Raw genomic sequence first — 19,823 nt, forward strand, 5'->3', positions numbered from 1 at the left:
GCCCGGCGAGAAGCTCGCCGGGCACAGATCTACAGTTTTGCTTCTATCACCTCAATCTCTTTGCGCCATTGCGCCTGCAGATGTGGTTTCTGATGCTTAGGCTTACGCGCCAGGTCTTCTGCGAGTAGCGTTTCCAGCGCGATCAGCCTTTCAAGCAGATCGTCCGAGGCTTGCGCTTTAACATCCGCGACTGCGGGTGACGCCGACGACGCCATCAGGCCTGTGCGTTCACGCAGCCGTTCGAACACCGCTTCGGCGTCATGCCATTCGCTCAGCAAACCGTCCTCAATCAGCCAGAAGCGATTGCAGCTTTGGGCGATCAGCTGCCGGTCATGGCTGACCAGCAGCACTCCGCCGTCAAACTGTTGCAAGGTAGTGGCCAGCGCCTCTTTGCCTTCCATGTCCAGGTGGTTGGTAGGCTCATCCAGCATCAGCAGGCTATAACGGGCAAGCGTCAGGCCGACAAACAGCAGGCGCGAACGCTCCCCGCCGCTGAGGGTGCTGACCTTTTGCCCGTGACGCGCCCACGGGAACCCGGCGCTGATAAGCGCCATCTTGCGATCCTGTGGCGCTGGCGCAAAAGGCTCCAGCGCGTCGAAGATCGTTGCCTCATCCGGAAGCTGATTCAGCGTCTGGTCGTAATAGCCTGGCGACACGCGAGGATGGAGTTTTAGCCCAGCCTCTGACGGTTCACCTGAGAAATGCCGCCAGATGAGCTTCATCAGCGATGATTTGCCGCAGCCGTTACGCCCGACGATAGCTACGCGATCGCCACTTTTAAGCCGCGCAATGTCGACGTGAAATAGATCGGGCAACCCCGGTGCAGGCGGTACGCCGAGGTTTTCCATCTCCAGCAGTCGGTCCGCCCGCAGGGCATCACCACGCAGGGTTAACGTCCACGGACTGCCTGCCGTGAGCTCTGTCTGGCTCTCCTTTAGCCGCTCGACCTGTTTTTCCATCTGTTTGGCTTTGCGGGCCAGATCTTCGTTATCGTAGACCTTGCCCCAGGTGGCCAGCCGTCTGGCACTGGCGGTTACGCGGTCGATCTCCTTTTGCTCCGCCTTATGCCGCAGCGCATCGCTTTCGTCTTTCGCCACCAGCGCCTGGCGCGCGGCGGTGCAGGGAAGGGCGAAGTAGTGCAACATCTTATCGCGCAGGATCCAGCTGCCGTTGGTGACGGCATCCAGCAACTGCCTGTCGTGCGAGACCAGTACAAAGCTGCCGGACCAGTTCTGTAAAAACTGCTCCAGCCAGAGCATGGTAGGCAAATCGAGGTGGTTGCTCGGCTCGTCCAGCAGTAACAGATCCGGCTCGCCGATCAACGCCCGCGCGAGCAGGAGACGCGTGTGTTGCCCGCCGCTCAGCGTCGCCGACGTTAAGGCCATGTCCTGCGGCGTAAAGCCCATACCCGCCAGCAGCGTTTCAGCTTTCCAGCGCAGGCTCTCGCGCTCAGTCGTGGGCAGTTGCGCCAGTACGGCATCCAGCATGGTCAGGGGATAAATGGCTTCTGGCAGATGTTGCTCAACGCGTGCCATCAGGCAGTGTCCGGCCAGCGCGACGCTTCCGGCAGCGGGAGAATCTGTGCCGTCCAGCACCTTCAGCAGCGTACTTTTGCCGCAGCCGTTGTCGCCCAGCAGGCCAATGCGGTCGCCTTTTTTCAGCGTAAAGGAGAGGGAGTCGAAGAGCGTGCCAAACGCCGTATCAACACGTAAAGATTGTGCAGTGAGTAAAGTGCTCATTGTTGCTTACCCAAGAGTTACAGGCATGTTTATGCCTCGTCAAACATCGCTGACGATAACTCAGTAAGCCCGAGAGAAGGGATTTCAGGGGTTGGTGTCTTCGCTCAAGCAGAAGTTATCGCAGCACGATACCGATAACGCTTGAGCTGGTGCGATCACCAAATGCATGTGAAACATTGAAAATTTCACAGTACAGCATAATTGGCCTCCTTATATATTCAGTGGGTTAATGGATGAAAGGAGTGTAGCGGGGGAAAGGCGGTTTGGCTAGGGGGGCGAATGTAATTCCCTCTCCCGGTGGGAGAGGGAACGGTCGGAACACAGTGTTAGATCGAAGTACGACGGTAGCTGCGGTATTCCGGCATCCAGAAGTTGTCGTCGATGGCCTGCTGCAGCGCGTCAGCAGAGGTTTTCACTGCCACACCCTGCTGCTGGGCCATTTTCCCGACCGCGAACGCAATTGCACGCGACACCTTGTGAATGTCTTTCAGCTCTGGCAGCACCAGTCCTTCGCCATCGTTCACCAGCGGCGAGTGGCCCGCCAGGGTTTCGCTTGCCGACATCAGCATCTCATCGGTAATGCGCGACGCGCCGGAGGCGATCACACCCAGACCAATGCCCGGGAAAATATAGGAGTTGTTGCACTGGGCAATAGGATAGGTTTTGTCCTTCCACACCACCGGATCGAACGGGCTGCCGGTTGCGACCAGCGCGTTCCCTTCGGTCCAGGCAATGATGTCCTGCGGCGTTGCTTCCACGCGCGAGGTCGGGTTGGAGAGCGGCATCACGATAGGGCGTTCGCAGTGCTTGTGCATCTCACGAATGATCTCTTCCGTGAACAGCCCCGTCTGACCGGAGACGCCAATCAGGATATCCGGCTTCACGTTGCGCACTACGTCCAGCAGAGAGAGCACTTCGTTGTCGGTGTCCCAGTTCTTCAGGTTCTCACGTTTCTGCACCAGCTTGGTCTGGAACGGCAGCAGATTTGGCATGCCGTCGGTCAGCAGGCCGAAACGGTCGACCATGAACACGCGGGAGCGCGCCAGCTCTTCGCTTAGCCCTTCACGCTGCGTCTGGGCGATAATCTGCTCGGCGATACCGCAACCCGCAGAGCCTGCGCCTAGGAAGACAATTTTCTGATAGCTCAGTTGGCTGCCTGCCGCGCGACTGGCGGCAATCAGCGTGCCGACGGTGACCACGGCGGTGCCCTGAATATCATCGTTAAAAGAGCAGATCTCATCGCGATAGCGGTTCAGCAACGGCATCGCGTTTTTCTGCGCGAAGTCTTCAAACTGCAGCAGCACGTCCGGCCAGCGGTGCTTGACCGCCTGGATGAAATCATCGACAAACTGATAATACTCGTCGTCGGTAATACGCGGATGACGCCAGCCCATATACAGCGGGTCGTTAAGCAACTGCTGGTTGTTGGTGCCCACATCCAGCACCACCGGCAGGGTATACGCCGGGCTGATGCCGCCGCAGGCGGTATACAGAGAGAGCTTACCGATTGGGATCCCCATGCCGCCAATACCCTGGTCACCGAGACCCAGAATACGTTCGCCGTCGGTCACCACGATCACTTTGATATTGTGGTTCGGCACGTTCTGCAGAATATCGTCCATGTTGTGGCGGTTCTGATAAGAGATAAAGACGCCACGGGAGCGACGGTAGATCTCTGAGAAGCGTTCACAGGCGGCACCCACCGTTGGGGTGTAGATCACCGGCATCATCTCTTCGAGATGATTTTGTACCAGACGATAGAAGAGGGTTTCGTTGGTGTCCTGAATGTTGCGTAGGTAAATATGTTTGTCTATTTCGGTTTTGAAACCCTGATACTGGATCCACGCGCGCTCTGCCTGTTCTTCAATGGTTTCCACCACTTCTGGCAGCAAACCGAGCAGGTTGAAGCTGCTGCGCTCTTCCATGCTGAAGGCGCTACCTTTGTTGAGCAGGGGGAATTCGAGTAATACCGGGCCGGCATAAGGGATATATAGGGAACGATGTTTTTTCAGTTTGTTGTCCATGTCACTCACTCTTTTTTTGAAGATCCGTCCCTGACACTGCTGTTTGTCATCTTTCTGGCCTGTGCGATGGGGTGCGGTCAGGCGGTATTATAAAGGAGCTAAATATTAATTACCGCAACACATAAACAAAAACACCATCGGTTTTGCCGATGGTGTTGAGGATCTCTCCTGGGAACTTACTTGCCCGCGTGGCGTTTTCTGCCGGTGGCGTGAGTGACCTGTGTTTCACTGTCGCCTTCAATCACCACTTTACGTTGGTTAGAAAGCTTGTAGTTCAGTCCCAGTATATGGCGTGCCTGACGGTTCGATTTCATGTTAACTCCTCAATCCTGTTGATAGTTTTAAGGACCAGTTCGCTTACGCAAACGAAATGTAACCCCTTAGGTTGCAGATCCAGCTTAGCAGGTTTTTACAAAGGTGCGTTTTGCCCGCTGACGACGTAGTTAATGGTCTGCTGGTAGATGTCACTGAGGATGTCATTGTCTGTGGATTCCACCCACTTGGTCAGTTCCATCAAAATGTCATCTTCAGTCACAGCACCATGCTCGGCGTGAAGACCCTGTGCAATCGCGTTAACGAGTTCAGGTTGTGCTGCTGCAGTATTGGCCGGGTAATAAGTAAACATGCTGCCTCCGTGTTGTTGTCTGTTTAATGGTACGGCTCGCAAAAAATTTAATTCACAAACAGAATGGCAAATATTTTGGCCGCTGTGTCTAAGATTCATCTTAGAAATAAAAATGACATAAGTGCATGCTTTTATGCGCTTTTAGAGTGGGAGGATATATTGAGGGTTTGCCGCGAGGATATTTTGCAGGTGCTCCTGCTATCACTGAAATATAGCAGGAGCAGATTTTACATTACCACTTCATTTCGCCAGTATTCACTTTGGCGCTTAATTCCAGCGAGCTCTCTTCAGCCAGACCCGGATACTGTTTTTTCATGGCGCTGATCACGCCTGTCGATGTTTTATGTTCTGACAACGCCTGTTCGAAGCGCTGGATATAATCACGGGTAAAGTCGAGAGCACCGCTGCCTGCCGGTGGTGTTCCCAGATAGTGACCCGGGATCACGCGTTCAGGCTTATGTGCCGCCATGCTTTCCAGCGTCTGTTGCCACTGCTTGCGGCTGGCTGGCGTCTGGGTGTCTGCCGTCCAGACGTGGATACCCCAGGCGACACCGGTACCACCGAGGATAGTTTTAGCCGAAGGGATCCAGACATAGGCGGCGTAGCTTTCTGGCTGCTCGATATCAATCTTCTCGCCGTCCACCATGAAGGTTGTTGATGCCAGCACCTGCGGAACGATAAGTTCGGTTGGTGCACCGTTTTTCATTTGCGGTCCCCAGAAGGCAAGCTTGGCGTCTTTGGTGGCCTTGATATGGTCAACCACCTGCTGTGTGGCCACCACTTTGGCATTCGGGAAGGCTTTCACCAGCGGTTGCAGACCAAAATAGAAATCCGGATCGCCAGAGGTAATGACGATTTTGTTCAGGGTTTTCCCGCTTTTGCGAATTTTGTCGACCAGCGCTTCGCCATCTTTGACGCTGAACTGGGCGTCAAACAGCACGGCCTCTTTTGGACCAGAGACCAGCGTGGAGGAGACCGCAAACATCCCTTTGTCCTGCGGGTTATAGGTATCAATGGTTAATGGCGCAGCAAACACCGCGGGCGTGATAAGCGTGGTGAGAAGAGCAAGGTGAGTGAATTTCATTCTGATGTCTCTGTTGTTCAGGAAAGTCTTTATTGTACGGATATTCGCATTTGCCAGAATTCCTGAAACAAGACATGCTTTGTTTCATAAATCGAGCAAATGGGGTGTGATATGGATCGCGTTATTGCCGCTCAGGTCTATAACCGGATATGCGAGCTGGGAAGCCTGAGTGCAGCGGCCCGGGCGTTGGGGATCTCCCGTCCTATGGTGAGCCGCTATCTTGAGCAAATGGAGAAGTGGGCCGGTACGCGGCTGGTAAACCGCTCGACGCGCAAGCTGACGCTGACGGCGGCCGGAGAGAAGGTGCTGCTAAAAACGCGAACGCTGTCCCAGCTGTCGCAGGAAATTGAGGGCCAGTCGGAGAAAGATCTCCCTTCAGGCACGCTACGGGTGGCCTGCGCCCATTTTACCGCCATGCATCTGATTGCCCCGGTGCTGCCCGGCTTGCTTTCGCGCTACCCGCAGCTGCGCATTGAGCTGGATGTGAACAACCATCCGGTGAGCCTGGTAGGGGAACGCATTGATGTGGCGATCCGCATCACGGATAACCCAGAGCCCGGCATGATCGCCCGCAGGCTCGGGGAGTGTCGTTCCGTGCTGTGCGCGTCGCCGCAGTATCTTGCAACCCACGGCACGCCAGAGCAGGTGGAGGAGTTAGCGCAGCACAACTGTCTGCACTACAGCTTTTTCGCCGGTCAGGCGTGGCACTTCCTGACGCCGGAAGGGGAAAACGTCAGCGTCGCCGTGAGCGGCAACCTCAGCGCCAGCATCTCGTCATTGTTGATGGAGGCGGCGGTGAAGCATTGCGGCATTGCCATGTTGCCGGAGCAGGAAGCACATGCCGCGATTGAACAGGGCACGCTGCTCCCGGTGCTGAGCAGCCTGACGCCCAAAGCGTTAGCCATTCACGGTATTTATCAGTCCCGGGAGTATCAGCCCGCGGCGTTGCGCGTGTTTCTTGATGAGATAGCGCACCATCTGTCAGGCGACGCGCAGCGGGTATAGGTTACAGAATTGTCTGTGTTCCTGGGTGTGCCGGAACCATCGTCTATACTTACCCCTTTGTAAGCCAAAAGGAGAGCAAGAATGACGATTCATAAGCACGGTTCGGCACACTGGTCTGGTGATATCAAAAATGGCAAAGGGACGGTCTCAACGGAAAGTGGCGTCCTGAATCAACAACCTTACGGCTTTAATACCCGCTTCGAAGGCGCTAAAGGCACTAACCCGGAAGAGTTGATTGGCGCAGCTCACGCCGCCTGTTTTTCAATGGCGCTGTCGCTGATGATTGGTGAAGCGGGCTATACCGCAGATTCCATCGATACCACAGCGGATGTCTCGCTGGATAAAACCGATGGCGGCTTCGCGATCAGCAAAATTGCGCTAAACAGCAAGGTCACCGTACCGGGTATCGACCCGCAGAAATTCGACGGCATCATCCAGAAAGCGAAAGCAGGATGCCCGGTGTCGCAGGTACTGAAAGCGGAAATCACGCTGGACTATAAACTTAACTAAGCCTGAGCCGGGCGAAGGCCCGGCTATCCCTTCAGCGCAGCAGGAAAAACCGCTGCCAGCCATGCAATAAACGCCTTAAGCCGATGCGTCAGATGCCGGTTTTGCGGGTAAACCACGTGAAACGGATACGCCGCCGGGTGCCAGTCGCTTAAAATTTCTTGTAACGTACCCGCCTGAAGATATGTCTTTGCTGAATATGTAAACGTCTGAATGATCCCTAATCCTGCCACCGCCGCTGCCAGGTGCGCATTGCTTTCATTAACGCCGAGATAGTGCGAAATGCCGATCTCCTGCACCTCGCCGCCTTTCCTGAAGCGAAACGGAAAGGGCCGCCCGGTGACCGGGGAGAGATAGCTTATAAGTTTATGTCCGTTGCGCAACTCTTGGGGATAAGCCGGAACGCCGTGCTTTTTCAAATAGCCAGGCGTTGCGCAGGTCACCATGTCGGCGTCGCCCAGATGACGGGCGATAAGGGTGGAATCGTTCAGCGGACCGCCTCTGATCACACAATCCACGTTGCCGCTGATCAAATCAACAGGACGATCCGCCACGCCAAGATCGATGCGAATATCCGGGTAGCGCTGCATGAAATCCGGGAGCAGGGGGATGAGTACGTCGCGGGCAGTCGAACCGCCAATATCCACCCGCAGATGTCCTTTCGGTGTGGCGTGAGAGACGCGAAACGAGGTATCGATATCTTCGATATCAATGAGCACCCTGAGCGCTTTTTCATAATACTCCGCGCCTTCCGGCGTCGTGACTACCCGGCGGGTGGTACGGTGCAGCAGCCGTATTTCAAGATGCGCCTCAAGCGCTTTCACAAGCTTGCTCAGTGTGGCAATGGGCATATTTAGCGAATCAGCCGCTCGGGTAAAGCTCCCGGTTTCCACAACCCGCGTGAAGGCGCGCATCGCCATGAGCTGGTCCATCTTTTTCTCTCGATTATTTCTGTCTGTGAATAGTCATTTTCATTTTTGCTGGTTTTTCACTAATCCGGCAAGGGCTAATGTGTCTCCAGCGCAAGCAAAAACGCGCAACGCAAACCCAACAAAAGGTAAATGACATGAACACAACGCTCTTCAAAAAAATCGCACTGGTCACTGGCGGCAGCACCGGTATTGGTCTTGCCACGGCGCAGGAGCTGGCGGCTCAGGGCGCCAAAGTCTATATCACCGGTCGTCGACAGGCCGAGCTGGATGCCGCCGTCGCACAAATTGATTCCCGTGCGGTGGGTATTCGTGCCGACGTCTCACAACTCGCCGATCTGGATCGAGTCTATGCGCAGATAGCAAAAGAAGAAGGGCGTCTCGATATTTTGTTCGCCAATGCGGGTGGCGGAGATATGCTGCCGCTGGGAGCAATCACCGAGGAGCAGTTTGACCGTATTTTCGGCACAAACGTGCGCGGAGTGCTGTTTACAGTACAAAAAGCGCTGCCGCTGTTATCTGCCGGGTCGTCCATTATTCTGACCGGTTCAACGGTGTCGATAAAGGGAACGGCAAACTTTAGCGTCTACAGCGCCAGCAAAGCCGCCGTGCGCAACTTTGCCCGCTCCTGGGCGCTGGATCTGCAGGGCCGTGGGATCCGTATCAACGTGGTCAGTCCTGGCCCCGTCAAAACCACGGGACTCGGCGAACTGGTGCCAGAAGAACATCGTCAGGGGCTGTACGATGCGCTGGCTGCACAGGTTCCGTTAGGACGTTTAGGTGCGCCGGGCGAGGTGGGGAAAGTGGTGGCGTTTCTGGCCTCTGACGCGGCCAGCTTTATTAACGCCACCGAGCTGTTTGTTGATGGTGGGATGGCGCAAATTTAATCCACATTACGCCAGCAGCGCACGCTACGGCCCTCATGTGAAGGCTGTAGCGGCTGCGGGCGTTCACACCCCTGCGTGGCCTGCGGACAACGGTCGCGGAAAAAGCACCCCTCGGGCAGATGGCGGTTACCCGGGAGATCCGTTTTACGCAGCGCCAGGTTTTCATCCAGCGGCTCACCGGTTCTGGGAACGGAATCGAGCAGCAGCCGGGTGTAGGGATGACGCGGCGTAACCAGCACCTGTGCCGCCGTGCCCAGTTCGACAATCTGCCCCAGATACATCACCGCCACGCGATCGCTCATGTGCCTGACAACCGAGACGTTATGGGATATCAGCACATAGGTCAGGTTGCGTTCCTGCTGCAGCTTCACCAGTAAATTGAGGATCTGCGCCTGTACGGAAATATCCAGCGCGCTGGTGGGCTCATCCAGCACGATGATGTCCGGGTCAGAGGAAAGAGCGCGGGCGATAGCAATACGCTGGCGCTGCCCGCCGGAAAAGGCGTGCGGCAGGCGGTCGAGATATTCCGGGCGGATACCGACCTGCTGCGCCAGGTTTTCAGCAAGCTGGCGTCGTTCCCGTTCGCTGCTGCGTTTTTGCACCCACACCGGCTCGGTGATAATGCGCCAGACCGGCAGACGCGGGTCAAGCGACGAGAGCGGATCCTGGAACACCATCTGCATACCGCCCGCGTGGTTTGTCCGTGCACACAGGCCGGCACTGGGTTTGAGCATCCCCATTAAAAGCTGCGCCAGCGTGCTTTTACCACAGCCGGATTCGCCAACAATCCCCAGCGTTTCGCCGCGATGGATCTGAAGATCCAGCCCGTTAAGAGCGTGCACCTGTTCCGTGACCCGCCCCAGCCAGTTTTTGCGTGCGGGAAAGTTAACGTGCACGCGATCCAGTTCCAGCAGTACGTCAGACATGGGTTCTCTCCTGTTGCGGATACCAGCAGGCTGCCCGTTGGCCTTCGGCCCCCTGAGGCAGTAAGCGCGGCGTTTCAGTGCATTTTACGCCCGCAGCAAAACAGCGCTCCCGAAAAGCACACCCGCGCGGAAGCTGGCTAAGATTGGGCACCGTACCGGGGATGGCAGGCAGCATCTCGCGCGGCTCGCCGTTTTCAGGCGCACACTGCAGCAGGCCGATGGAATAGGGATGAACGGGATGGTGGATCAGCGTTTGCGTGGTGCCGCTTTCAATCACGCTCCCGGCGTACATGACATACATCCGATCGCAGAGCTGTGAAACCACCGCCATATCGTGGCTGATGAACAGTACCGAGGTTCCGCTGGCCCGCGCTTTATGCTTCAGCAATCGCAGTACCTGTAGCTGGACGGTGACGTCCAGTGCGGTGGTCGGCTCATCGGCAATAATCAGTTCAGGCTCGCAGGAGAAGGCCAGCGCAATCATCACCCGCTGGCGCATGCCGCCGGACAGCTCGAACGGATAACGTTCCATGACCTCCGCCGCATCCGGGATCTGCATCTCTTCCAGCAGGGTGATCGCTTTTTTCCCGGCATCACGCCGTGAAAGGGGCTGATGCTGGCGGATCACCTCCACCATTTGTTTGCCAATTCGTCGCGTTGGGTTCAGCGCTGTCATCGGCTCCTGAAAAATCATCGCCACTTTGGCACCGCGCCACTGGCGGAGCTGTTTCTCGGATGCATTCAGGACATCTTCACCCAACAGTTTTACCTGCCCGCGATGGATCCGGTAACTGCCCTCCGGCAGCAGACGCATGGTCAGCATCGCCGTTACCGATTTTCCGGAGCCGGATTCGCCCACTACGCCAACAATCTCTCCGCGTTTGATCTCCAGCGATACGTGGTTCAGGGCGTGAACTTCGCCGCGAAATATCGGGAAGCTCAGGTGTAAATCTTCAATGGTTAATACTGCTTCGCTCATGCCTGTTTTCCTCCCGATTTCGGATCCAGCAGGTCGCGAATGCCGTCACCAAACAGATTAAACCCGACGGCAGTGATCAGAATTGCCGCACCAGGAAAGGCGCAGTACCACCACTGGTCGAGCACATAGTTGCGGCCCACGGCCACCATCGCTCCCCATTCGGCGGTGGGCTGCTGTGCCCCAAGGCCGATAAAGCCCAGCGTGGCGGCCATCAGAATGGCGCTGCCAATATCCAGTGAGGCCTGCACGATCAGCGGTGGCAGGGCGTTACGCAGAATGTGCCAGCTGATCAAATGCCAGCGCGACGCGCCAAATGTACGGGCGGCCTGCACATAGGTAAACTGGCGCACCACCAGGGTTTGCCCGCGCGCCAGGCGAACGTAAAACGGGATACGCACAATCGCAATCGCCAGCATGGCGTTAAACAGACTCGGCCCAAGCGCCGCCGCCAGCGCCATGGTCAGTACCAGGGAGGGAATGGAGAGCATAATGTCCATCACCCGCATAATGATGGCATCGCCGCGACCGCCCAGCACGCCGGACAAACAGCCCAGCAGCGAGCCGATACTCCCGGCAATCACCACCACCGCCAGCCCGGCGGTAATGGATTGCTGGCTACCGACCAGCACGCGGCTGAACAGATCGCGTCCGACTTCATCGGTACCAAACCAGTGTTGCGCAGACGGGGCCTGCAACCGGGCAGTGAGATCCAGCGCGTTCGGATCATGGGGGACGATCCACGGTGAAGTTACCATCAGCAACAGCATCACCAGCATAATCACCCCGCCGATCAGCGTGAGCGGGCTTTGACGCAGCATCCAGAACAGCCTTGCCCAGTCGATGCCCGGTTTCGTTGTGTTTACGGGGACGGGCGTTTCCTCAGTCAACATCATTCGGCACCTCCGCGCCCGATACGAGGGTCAATCCACAGATAGAGCAGATCAACCACCAGATTGACGACCACATAGGCCAGTGAAACCACCACGGCGAAGCCCATGACGGCAGGGAAATCCAGTGCCTGAATGGAGGTCACCACCCAGGCGCCCATGCCTGGCCAGGCAAAGACGGTTTCGGTCAGTACCGCACCATAAAGCAGATCGCCCAGCGCCAGCCCGAGTACGGTAATGGACGGGATCATCGCATTCGGCAGGGCATACCGCAGGACGATATACCAGCCCGGCAAGCCGCTGGCGCGGGCGGTGCGAATGTAATCTTCGCTGAGCTGCTCCAGCATGGCGGAACGTACCTGACGCGCCACGATGCCAAGATGAACAAACGCCAGCGTCAGTGACGGTAAAATCAGGTGTTGCAGGGCGTTGAAAAAGACCTCGCCGTTACCCTCCAGCAGGGCATCCAGCAGATAAAAGCCCGTCACGTGGGCCGGCGGGTCGAGCCAGTCGTCCAGCCTGCCGCCGCCGGGCAGAAGCTGAAGATGGCCGTAGAACAAGACGATGACGCCCAGACCCAGCCAGAAGGCCGGTGTGGAGATCCCGGTCATCGCCATCAGCCGTACCAGATGATCCAGCCAGCGGTTACGGTAGACCGCCGATAAAATCCCCAGCGGAACGCCGATCACCAGCGCCAGCAGCAGGGAACAGAACGCCAGCTCCAGCGTGGCAGGGAAGAAGGCTTTTAAATCTTCCGCCACCGGCCGCCCGGTACGGATAGAGGTCCCTAAATCGCCGTGCGCCAGGGCGTCCACATAGCGGCCAAACTGGATATAGAGCGGCTGATCCAGTCCCAGTTGCTGGCGAATGTTTTGCACAATCTCGTCGCTGGCACGGTCACCGGCCAGCAGGCGGGCCGGATCGCCGGGGATCAGGTGTGAAATGATAAAGGTGATGATACAGACACCGGCTACTACCAGGATTAACCCCCAGCAGCGCTGGCGCACAATGCTCCAGAACGTCATACACTTTCCCCCGGCGAAACCGTTACTTGCTCATGGTGGCGATGTTGAACACCTGCTCGAGCATTGGATTAAAGGTGAAGCCTTTGACCTCTTTGTTCATTGCCAGCTGGTAGTTCTTCTGGAACAGATAAACGTAGGCCGCTTCGTCAATCACAATCTTCTGCGCCTGCTGGTAATCGCGGGTGCGCTCCGCCTGGTCCGTGGTTTTCAGCGCCGCCTGCAGCAGGGAATCGACCTCTTTGTTCTCATAGAACGAGCGGTTGCCCGGCAGACCTTTTTTGTCCGACTCAAACCAGTAGTTCATGAACATGTACGGGTCGGCAAAGTCCGGGCTCCAGTTGCCAATGGCAATGTCATAGTCGCCTTTACCCACGCGGTCGCGCATGGTGGCGTTAGCCAGTTTTTCCAGCTTGACGTTGATACCGAGCTTGCCCAGGCTGGCCTGAGTGGAGAGGGCGATAGGCTCCCAGTTCGGGTCGTTGTCCGAGTAGAGGAACGTCAGGCTGGCCGGTTTATCTTTGACTTTCTCCAGCGCCGCTTTCGCTTTGGCCTCGTCAAAGCTGTACTGCATGGCGGTGGCGTCAAAGCCCCACATGCCATCCGGGATCGGGCCGCGCATCTGCTTGCCGTTACCGCTGAGAATGCCTTTCACCATTCCCTGATAATCGGTTGCCCAGGAGACGGCGCGGCGCAAATCCACCTGATTCAGCGGCGCTTTGCTGTTGTTGAGATAGAGATAGGTCACGCGCAGGGACGGATACTCCGCCACGGCGACTTTGCCCTCCTGCTTGAGCGCCGAAAGCTGATCGACAGGCAGGGAGTCGGCAATATCCAGATCGCCACGGGAAAGCTGCAGGCGACGCGACGCGCTTTCACCGATAATTTTCACCGAGACGCGCTTAAAGTGGGGTTTATCACCCGCCCAGTGCGGGTTAGGCACCAGCACCAGCTGCTGACCTTTTTGCCAGCTCTTCAGCATAAATGGCCCGGAACCGGCGGTGTTCTGCGCCAGATAAGCTCGCGCGTCATCGGCGGCATTGGCCTTCAGTACGGCCGGGTTAATAATCGATGCACCGTCATTCGCCAGGGTATAGAGGAAGGGAGCAAACGGCTGGCTGAGGGTGAATTTCACCGTGTGGTCATCGACGGCGTCAATTTTGAGATCTTTCGGGAACGCTTCAGACGGCCCCTGGCTGAGCTTCAGCAGGCGCTCAAACGACAGTTTTACCGCTTCAGCGGTGACCGGCGTGCCGTCAGAGAATTTCGCGTTGTCCGTCAGGGTGAAGGTCCACTCTTTCTGATCCTCAGATGCCTTCCAGCCCGTGGACAGATCGCCTTCGACCTCCGTGGTGCCAGGCTTGTACTTCACCAGACGCTGATAGGACGGATAGGTGACGGTCCAGTCGTTGTTATCAATGGTGATTGCAGGATCGAGGGTTTGCGGGTCGGCGGCTTTACCTATCACCAGCATGTCTTTCGGAACGGCGGCCTGCGCAGCAGGCATGCTCAGGGCCAGCGTGGCGGCGATAAGCGTCGTGAGAAGCGTTGTTTTCATGGCAGTGCTCCAGGTCTAAAGAGGGGTGTGCGTCAACGGAAAACAGGCGAAACGATCGTCAAGAAGGGGATAACTGGCGGCGTTTGGCAACTCGAAGTGCCACCATTCGCTGCCGATCCCCACAAAGCCGCCGCCAAACATGATGGCGTTAAGCAGCAGGCGGTTGCGCTGGGCGTGCGGCGGCACAGAGGGATGATACGGATGAGAACGGTCATCCATCTCATCAAACCCGGCCCCCATATCCAGCACGTTGTTATGTTCATCCATCAGGGTGACGTCGATGGCCGTGCCGCGGCTGTGATTGGAGCCAATGGCCACATCCACCACATATTCCGGGTTCGGGCACGCATCCCACAGCTGCGCCTGGGCCTGCTGAGGGCGATAGGCGTCGTAGACCACCAGTTTCAGTCCGGCGAGCGTGGCGATGCCAATCGATTTCGCCAGCGCGGTGGCGGCATCGGTATGCAGCAAACACAGCGACTCCTGATAAATGGGACGGCCAGTCAGGTTATCGGCGGTGGCGTATTTCAGATCGATATGCAACTCAGGAAACATTCTGGCGACATCAATCAGTTCACTCTCTTCGGGCATAGCTCCGCTCCTTTAGCGTTCGAATTGTCCAAACTCTTGTTGTAATTCACGGTTTATCGTCAGACGGTCTGCAAGCGCATCACCCAGCGCCTGGACCACGCCTGACAGCAGCAGGTTGAAAAGACAGCTCACAGGGGCCAGCGAATCCCAGAAGTGGCCGGTATCGGTTTTAACCTGCAATAAATCAATGGGATAATCCCGCGCCCACGGACACCAGATATCGGTGATCAGGGCCATCGGAATACTTTTCTCACTTGCGACACGACAGTACTGCCGGGCAATGGCGGAATAGGCGCGGGTATCGGTCAGCACCACATAAGGGTGGTCAAAACCGGAGTTGAGCGATTCAACCCAACTGCCGGATAACCCCTCGGAGTAGCTCACGCGCGGACGCAGATATTCCAGGTGGCTGAAGAAGGCGTTGGCAATCCCGCGCGTTGACTGAATACCCAGCACAAACACCGCCTCAGCATGAGTGAGCTGATGGACGATTTGCTTAAAGACATCGGTTTGTGCCAGCTGATAAACATGGGTGATTGCGTCCACCTCCAGCGAAAGGGAGTGCTGGAGGCGATCCGAGAGCGGACGCTGCTGTTGCCAGGAGTCCAGGCGTTCGTTCATTCCCCAGGGCTGATAAGGATCGCGCAGGCTTTTTTTGGCATCGTCCAGGTTGCGATACCCCAGCTTGCGCAGGAAGCGCCCGACGGTGATCCCGCTGGTGCCGGTAGTCAGCGCCACGCTCTCTGCCGTCTCAAACGGTATCAGCGCGGCGTGCGCCAGCATCCAGCTTGCCACACGCTTTTCGCTGGGCGTCAGCTGGCTGAAGGTAGCTTCGATACGGTTCAGCATTTCAGGTTTGGTGGTCATTACCGCCTCGCTGTTAACCGGCTGTCAATGGCCGGAATTCTGTTACCTGGTTAACAATGCATGACGCGTGCCATATTCACATGACGGCGAAAAGCCGCTGTGCTGTAAATTTCATGCAATATTTGATTAACCAATGATCAACATTTGTGCAGCGTAGTTCACTTTTGGTGCATTGTCGGATTCGACAGAGATGAATTTGGTGAATACGTCAGCCCCTTCACATTTTTGATAAGATACAAACACAGTGACTAAGAGAAGGAACCCGGTATGGCGAATCTGCCCTGGCGTGTCAGCGTGCGCCTGATGGCTCTCGCAAAGAAAGTGGCGATGGTCATAGGGATTATCGTGGTTGTGCTGCTGGCAGTGCGGGTATATCTCTCGCAGCAGGGGCCGGCGTTACATCTCTGGCATACCTGGCGTGCGGATGAAATGAGCGTAAGCGAGCTGGATAAGGCGAACTTTGCTGACTATCTCGACCGGGAAAAGGCCATCTTCACCGACCTGGATAACGCGGTCACGGCAAAAACGAAGGGGGAGGAGCGTACCGCCTTAAACCGCTACTACCGTCAGAGCCTGGTGTGGCCCGGAAAATTTACTCCGGATGCAAATCGCTCGTTTGTGCTGATGCCTGCCGGTAAACCGCGTGGTGCGGTAGTTTTACTGCACGGACTCACCGATTCGCCCTATAGCGTTAAGCACCTTGCCGTTGATTATCAGCAGCGCGGATTTGTGGCCGTGGTGCCGCGTCTGCCCGGACACGGGACGGCACCAGGGGCGCTGACAAATGTTGACTGGGAGATGTGGCTGGCGGCGACGCGTCTTGCCGTGCGCGAAGCCTCCCGTCTGGCGGGGGATAACGTTCCTTTGCATCTGGTGGGCTATTCCAACGGCGGGGCGCTGGCGATGAAATACACCCTGGACGCGCTGGAGTCGCCTTCGCTGCGAAAACCTCAGCAACTGGTGTTGTTGTCACCGATGATCGGCGTCACGGCGTTTGCCCGCTTTGCCGGATTCGCAGGCTTACCGGCACTGTTACCGGCGTTTGCGAAAGCGGCGTGGCTGAATATCGCGCCGGAGTATAACCCTTACAAATACAATTCTTTCCCGGTAAACGCGGCGCGTCAGTCGTGGCTGTTGACGAAGGCGCTGCAGGAGCAGATTGGCCGCGATGCACAAAACCACACGCTGGATCGGTTGCCGCCGGTACTGGCCTTTCAGTCGGTGATGGATTCCACCGTCAGTACCCGTGCGGTTGTCACGGGGTTATTTGACCAGCTCCCGGCCAACGGCAGTGAACTGGTGGTGTTTGATATCAACCAGGCGGCGAGTTTCCGCCCGTTATTCCGGCCGTCGTCGTGGACGGCCCTCTCTGAGCTGTTGCCGTCTGCGCAAAGACGTTACAGTGTCACAATTATTACCAACGCCAGTGCGGAGCGTTTCGCCACGGTCGCGAAGCACATCCCCGCAGACAGCACAGAAGAGACCGTGGAGCCGCTGGCGCAGCAGTATCCGCCGGAGGTCTATTCGCTTTCGCATGTCGCCGTACCTTTCCCGCCTGATGACGATCTGTATGGCCGGCATCCTGCCGTGAAAAACCGCTATGGCATCAGCCTGGGCACCATTGCGTTGTGGGGAGAGACCTCCGTACTGAGCGTGGGTAAAGATGCCCTGATGCGGGTGACCTCAAATCCGTTTTACGACTACATGAAGATGCGGATCGACAACCGCATCGGGACGGAGGAAAAAGGGTGATCCCTTAAGCCGTTAATTTATTAGGTAGCGCTGGTGAAGTATGTTAAACAGTAACTTCCTCGGCGCCTCCCTTATTCTGGAACCCATTCCTGTGCTCACCACGCTGATTTATCGAAGCCAGTTACATTTATCCTGCCGGTCCGCAGAATTAAGCGCGCTGGTAGAACGAGCACGAAGCCGCAATGCCAAACTGAACATCACGGGTGTCCTGCTCTCGAACGGCTGTGACGTCATGCAAATTCTTGAGGGCGCGGAAGAGAGCGTCGTGAAGTTGTTCCACAAAATTCGCGATGATGAGCGCCACAGTGGCGTCGTCGAACTGATGCGGGACTACGGCCCCCGCAGACGGTTTGACAATGTCGGCATGCTGCTGTTTGACCTGCAGGTCCAGTCCCCAAAAGAGGTGCTTGAGTCGGTTTTGCATTACAGCCAGCTGGAAAGCTATCTCATATCCGATGATCGGGTGTTCAAATTCATTCAGACCTTTATCACCGGGAAACATACCGGCCAGACGAGGAACCCGGTGGATGCGGGAAAATGGACGCTCGCATGTGAAAAAGCGCCCTTCGGTGAGGCCATGGGGTTGATAGCCGGTCAAATCTGTCAGTTTGCGCTGCAGCCGATAGTCGAGCCCTCGGAAGGGAAAATCAGTTCACTTGAAGCGCTTATTCGTGGCAACGATGGCGGGAGCCCGGAACATTTCTTCAAAACGCTCGATCAGGACAAGCTCTACGAAGTGGATCTGCAAACCAAAGCGTATGCCTTTGCGCTTGCGGAGAAACTGGGTATCGGCAGCCATAAAATTGCGGTGAATTTACTCCCCATGTCGCTGGTCAAGGTGCCCGGGGCGGTCGAGTTTCTTGTGGAGCAAATCAGACAACACGGGCTTCAGCCGGAGCAGGTGGTCATAGAAGTGACTGAAAACGAGATGATTTCCGGCTTTAACAAGTTCAACAGCGCGATCAAACAGCTTCGGGGTGAAGGTATTGGCCTGGCGATCGATGATTTCGGCTCCGGGTATGCGGGGCTTTCGCTGCTTACCCGCTTCCAGCCGGATAAAATCAAGATCGATCGGGAAATAGTCAGCAATATTCATCTCAGCGGCCCAAAACAGGCGATTGTCCGATCGATAGTGAGCTGCTGCACCGACCTTGAGATCACGCTGGTGGCGGAAGGCATTGAGAAGCTGGAGGAGTGGTGCTGGCTGGAATCCGCCGGTATTCGCCGTTTCCAGGGGTTTCTGTTTGCCCGGCCGCAGCTTAACGGGGTGGGCGATATTCACTGGCCACACCTGGTACGATAACGCTTTTTCCTTCCTGATTATTTCCCCTTTGGTCAGCCTGTGTTTAAATAGCTAAAACGGTTTAACATAGTTTAGCTACGGGGATGACATGGATAAAATCTGGGTACTCGGTGATGCAGTGGTGGATTTACTTCCAGAGGGGGACGGCAAATTGCTGCAATGTCCCGGCGGCGCACCGGCAAATGTGGCGGTCGGCATCGCCCGACTGGGCGGAAAAAGTGCCTTTATTGGCAGGGTTGGCGACGATCCGTTTGGCCGCTTTATGCAGAAAACGCTGGCGGATGAGCAGGTTGATGTGCAGTGGATGCGCCTCGATCCGGCTCACCGCACCTCAACGGTGGTGGTTGATCTGGACGAACAGGGCGAACGCTCGTTTACGTTTATGGTTCGGCCGAGCGCCGATCTGTTTCTCGATTCCACCGATCTGCCGCCTTTCAGGGCCAAAGAGTGGCTGCACGTCTGCTCCATTGCACTCAGCGCGGAGCCGAGTCGCTCTGCCACTTTTCAGGCGATGGATGCAATTAAAAAAGCCGGTGGTTTTGTCAGCTTCGACCCCAACATTCGCCCCGACCTCTGGCAGGATGAGGGCGAGCTCCGCCGTTGCCTCGAACTGGCGCTACAGCGCGCGGACGTGGTGAAGCTCTCCGTTGAAGAGCTGACGTTTTTGACCGGCGAATCCCATATCGAAACCGGTCTGGCGGCGCTGATGCAACATTGTCCGGCCCGACTGGTGCTGGTGACGCTGGGTAAAGAGGGGGTAATGGCCTGGCATGAGGGCATCACGACACACTATCCGGCCACACCTGTAGCGTGTGTTGATACCACCGGCGCAGGCGATGCGTTCGTCGCAGGGTTGCTGTTCGGCCTGGCCTCGTCAGGCCAGGATCTGGCAACAACCCTTGCACTGGCCCAGCGCTGTGGTGCACTGGCCACGACGGCCAAAGGGGCAATGACCGCGCTGCCGTACCGTCACAACCTGTAATTCCTTCCAGGCCGCCGACCGGCGGCCTGAATTGTCGCCTCGATCACACTTACTAAAACGGTTTAGCAAAAAGTATTGCCGATCCAAATTTCACGGGTTTAGTATCAGCAACCTAAACCGGTTTAGCAATTTAGCATTATCAAAACACTTTTTTAG

19 protein-coding genes are annotated in these 19,823 nt (G+C 56.6%); 6 read left to right on the plus strand and 13 right to left on the minus strand.

Going from position 1 to position 19,823, the window contains the following annotated elements; all coding sequences use genetic code 11:
- Positions 1–29: 29 nt before the first annotated feature.
- The 5 genes from ACOTX3_RS12350 to ACOTX3_RS12370 all read right to left on the minus strand — a co-directional run bounded on the left by ACOTX3_RS12350 (position 30) and on the right by ACOTX3_RS12370 (position 5,472).
- Complete coding sequence (locus tag ACOTX3_RS12350) at positions 30–1,739, minus strand: ABC-F family ATP-binding cassette domain-containing protein (RefSeq protein WP_058678658.1); 1,710 nt, start codon at positions 1,737–1,739, stop codon at positions 30–32.
- Positions 1,740–2,065: 326 nt separating this feature from the next.
- Positions 2,066–3,763, minus strand: coding sequence for an NAD-dependent malic enzyme (locus tag ACOTX3_RS12355; RefSeq protein WP_058678659.1), 1,698 nt, complete (start codon positions 3,761–3,763; stop codon positions 2,066–2,068).
- A 176-nt stretch (positions 3,764–3,939) separates the two neighbouring features.
- Positions 3,940–4,077: a stationary-phase-induced ribosome-associated protein gene (sra, locus tag ACOTX3_RS12360; RefSeq protein WP_013096533.1), complete on the minus strand. Its 138-nt coding sequence runs from the start codon at positions 4,075–4,077 to the stop codon at positions 3,940–3,942.
- 95 nt (positions 4,078–4,172) lie between these two features.
- Positions 4,173–4,388 (minus strand): biofilm-dependent modulation protein, encoded by a 216-nt coding sequence (gene bdm / locus ACOTX3_RS12365; RefSeq protein WP_013096534.1) that lies wholly within the window; start codon positions 4,386–4,388, stop codon positions 4,173–4,175.
- Positions 4,389–4,620: 232 nt separating this feature from the next.
- Entirely contained in the window at positions 4,621–5,472 is an 852-nt protein-coding gene (locus tag ACOTX3_RS12370) for a Vmh family MBL fold metallo-hydrolase (RefSeq protein WP_040022621.1), read from the minus strand.
- 111 nt (positions 5,473–5,583) lie between these two features.
- On the opposite strand from ACOTX3_RS12370, the gene ACOTX3_RS12375 reads away from it, so the two are divergent.
- Both ACOTX3_RS12375 and ACOTX3_RS12380 read left to right on the plus strand, forming a co-directional pair.
- Complete coding sequence (locus tag ACOTX3_RS12375) at positions 5,584–6,477, plus strand: LysR family transcriptional regulator (RefSeq protein WP_072205113.1); 894 nt, start codon at positions 5,584–5,586, stop codon at positions 6,475–6,477.
- An 81-nt stretch (positions 6,478–6,558) separates the two neighbouring features.
- Positions 6,559–6,987: an OsmC family protein gene (locus ACOTX3_RS12380; protein ID WP_020690322.1), complete on the plus strand. Its 429-nt coding sequence runs from the start codon at positions 6,559–6,561 to the stop codon at positions 6,985–6,987.
- A 23-nt stretch (positions 6,988–7,010) separates the two neighbouring features.
- On the opposite strand, the gene ACOTX3_RS12385 is transcribed toward ACOTX3_RS12380, so the two are convergent.
- Positions 7,011–7,916, minus strand: a complete 906-nt coding sequence (locus ACOTX3_RS12385) for a LysR family transcriptional regulator (RefSeq protein ID WP_045903017.1) — start codon at positions 7,914–7,916, stop codon at positions 7,011–7,013.
- A 134-nt stretch (positions 7,917–8,050) separates the two neighbouring features.
- Between ACOTX3_RS12385 and ACOTX3_RS12390 the strand changes: the two genes are divergently transcribed.
- Entirely contained in the window at positions 8,051–8,800 is a 750-nt protein-coding gene (locus tag ACOTX3_RS12390; protein ID WP_058678661.1) for an SDR family NAD(P)-dependent oxidoreductase, read from the plus strand.
- On the opposite strand, the gene ACOTX3_RS12395 is transcribed toward ACOTX3_RS12390, so the two are convergent.
- The 7 genes from ACOTX3_RS12395 to ACOTX3_RS12425 are packed head-to-tail and all read right to left on the minus strand — an operon-like array spanning position 8,797 to position 15,630.
- The gene (locus ACOTX3_RS12395; RefSeq protein WP_038419497.1) at positions 8,797–9,726 is read right to left on the minus strand and encodes an ABC transporter ATP-binding protein; all 930 of its coding nucleotides are present in this window, start codon (positions 9,724–9,726) and stop codon (positions 8,797–8,799) included. The genes ACOTX3_RS12390 and ACOTX3_RS12395 overlap by 4 nt on opposite strands.
- Complete coding sequence (locus tag ACOTX3_RS12400; protein ID WP_058678662.1) at positions 9,719–10,705, minus strand: ABC transporter ATP-binding protein; 987 nt, start codon at positions 10,703–10,705, stop codon at positions 9,719–9,721. Before ACOTX3_RS12400 ends, ACOTX3_RS12395 begins: the two co-directional genes overlap by 8 nt.
- Positions 10,702–11,598 carry a D,D-dipeptide ABC transporter permease gene (gene ddpC, locus ACOTX3_RS12405; protein ID WP_029883326.1) on the minus strand — a complete coding sequence of 299 codons (897 nt, stop codon included), beginning with the start codon at positions 11,596–11,598 and terminating at the stop codon, positions 10,702–10,704. The genes ACOTX3_RS12400 and ddpC overlap by 4 nt, the downstream gene beginning before the upstream one ends.
- Positions 11,595–12,617, minus strand: a complete 1,023-nt coding sequence (locus ACOTX3_RS12410; protein ID WP_013096543.1) for an ABC transporter permease — start codon at positions 12,615–12,617, stop codon at positions 11,595–11,597. The genes ddpC and ACOTX3_RS12410 overlap by 4 nt, the downstream gene beginning before the upstream one ends.
- 22 nt (positions 12,618–12,639) lie before the next feature.
- On the minus strand, positions 12,640–14,172 hold the full coding sequence (locus tag ACOTX3_RS12415; protein WP_023619646.1) for an ABC transporter substrate-binding protein: 1,533 nt from the start codon (positions 14,170–14,172) through the stop codon (positions 12,640–12,642).
- Between the two features lie 15 nt (positions 14,173–14,187).
- Positions 14,188–14,763 carry a D-alanyl-D-alanine dipeptidase gene (gene ddpX / locus ACOTX3_RS12420; RefSeq protein ID WP_040022609.1) on the minus strand — a complete coding sequence of 192 codons (576 nt, stop codon included), beginning with the start codon at positions 14,761–14,763 and terminating at the stop codon, positions 14,188–14,190.
- 12 nt (positions 14,764–14,775) lie between these two features.
- Positions 14,776–15,630 (minus strand): MurR/RpiR family transcriptional regulator, encoded by an 855-nt coding sequence (locus ACOTX3_RS12425; protein WP_013096546.1) that lies wholly within the window; start codon positions 15,628–15,630, stop codon positions 14,776–14,778.
- 267 nt (positions 15,631–15,897) lie between these two features.
- Here ACOTX3_RS12425 and ACOTX3_RS12430 point away from each other — a divergent pair, with 267 nt between their 5' ends.
- From ACOTX3_RS12430 to ACOTX3_RS12440, 3 genes are all read left to right on the plus strand, one after another.
- Positions 15,898–17,382, plus strand: coding sequence for an alpha/beta hydrolase (locus ACOTX3_RS12430; protein ID WP_013096548.1), 1,485 nt, complete (start codon positions 15,898–15,900; stop codon positions 17,380–17,382).
- A 91-nt stretch (positions 17,383–17,473) separates the two neighbouring features.
- Positions 17,474–18,685 (plus strand): diguanylate phosphodiesterase, encoded by a 1,212-nt coding sequence (locus tag ACOTX3_RS12435; protein ID WP_038420913.1) that lies wholly within the window; start codon positions 17,474–17,476, stop codon positions 18,683–18,685.
- 88 nt (positions 18,686–18,773) lie between these two features.
- Positions 18,774–19,667 carry an aminoimidazole riboside kinase gene (locus tag ACOTX3_RS12440; RefSeq protein WP_038981781.1) on the plus strand — a complete coding sequence of 298 codons (894 nt, stop codon included), beginning with the start codon at positions 18,774–18,776 and terminating at the stop codon, positions 19,665–19,667.
- The last annotated feature ends 156 nt before the right edge of the window (positions 19,668–19,823 follow it).

The organism is Enterobacter cloacae complex sp. IR5384, from assembly GCF_049237265.1.
Lineage (GTDB): Bacteria > Pseudomonadota > Gammaproteobacteria > Enterobacterales > Enterobacteriaceae > Enterobacter > Enterobacter cloacae.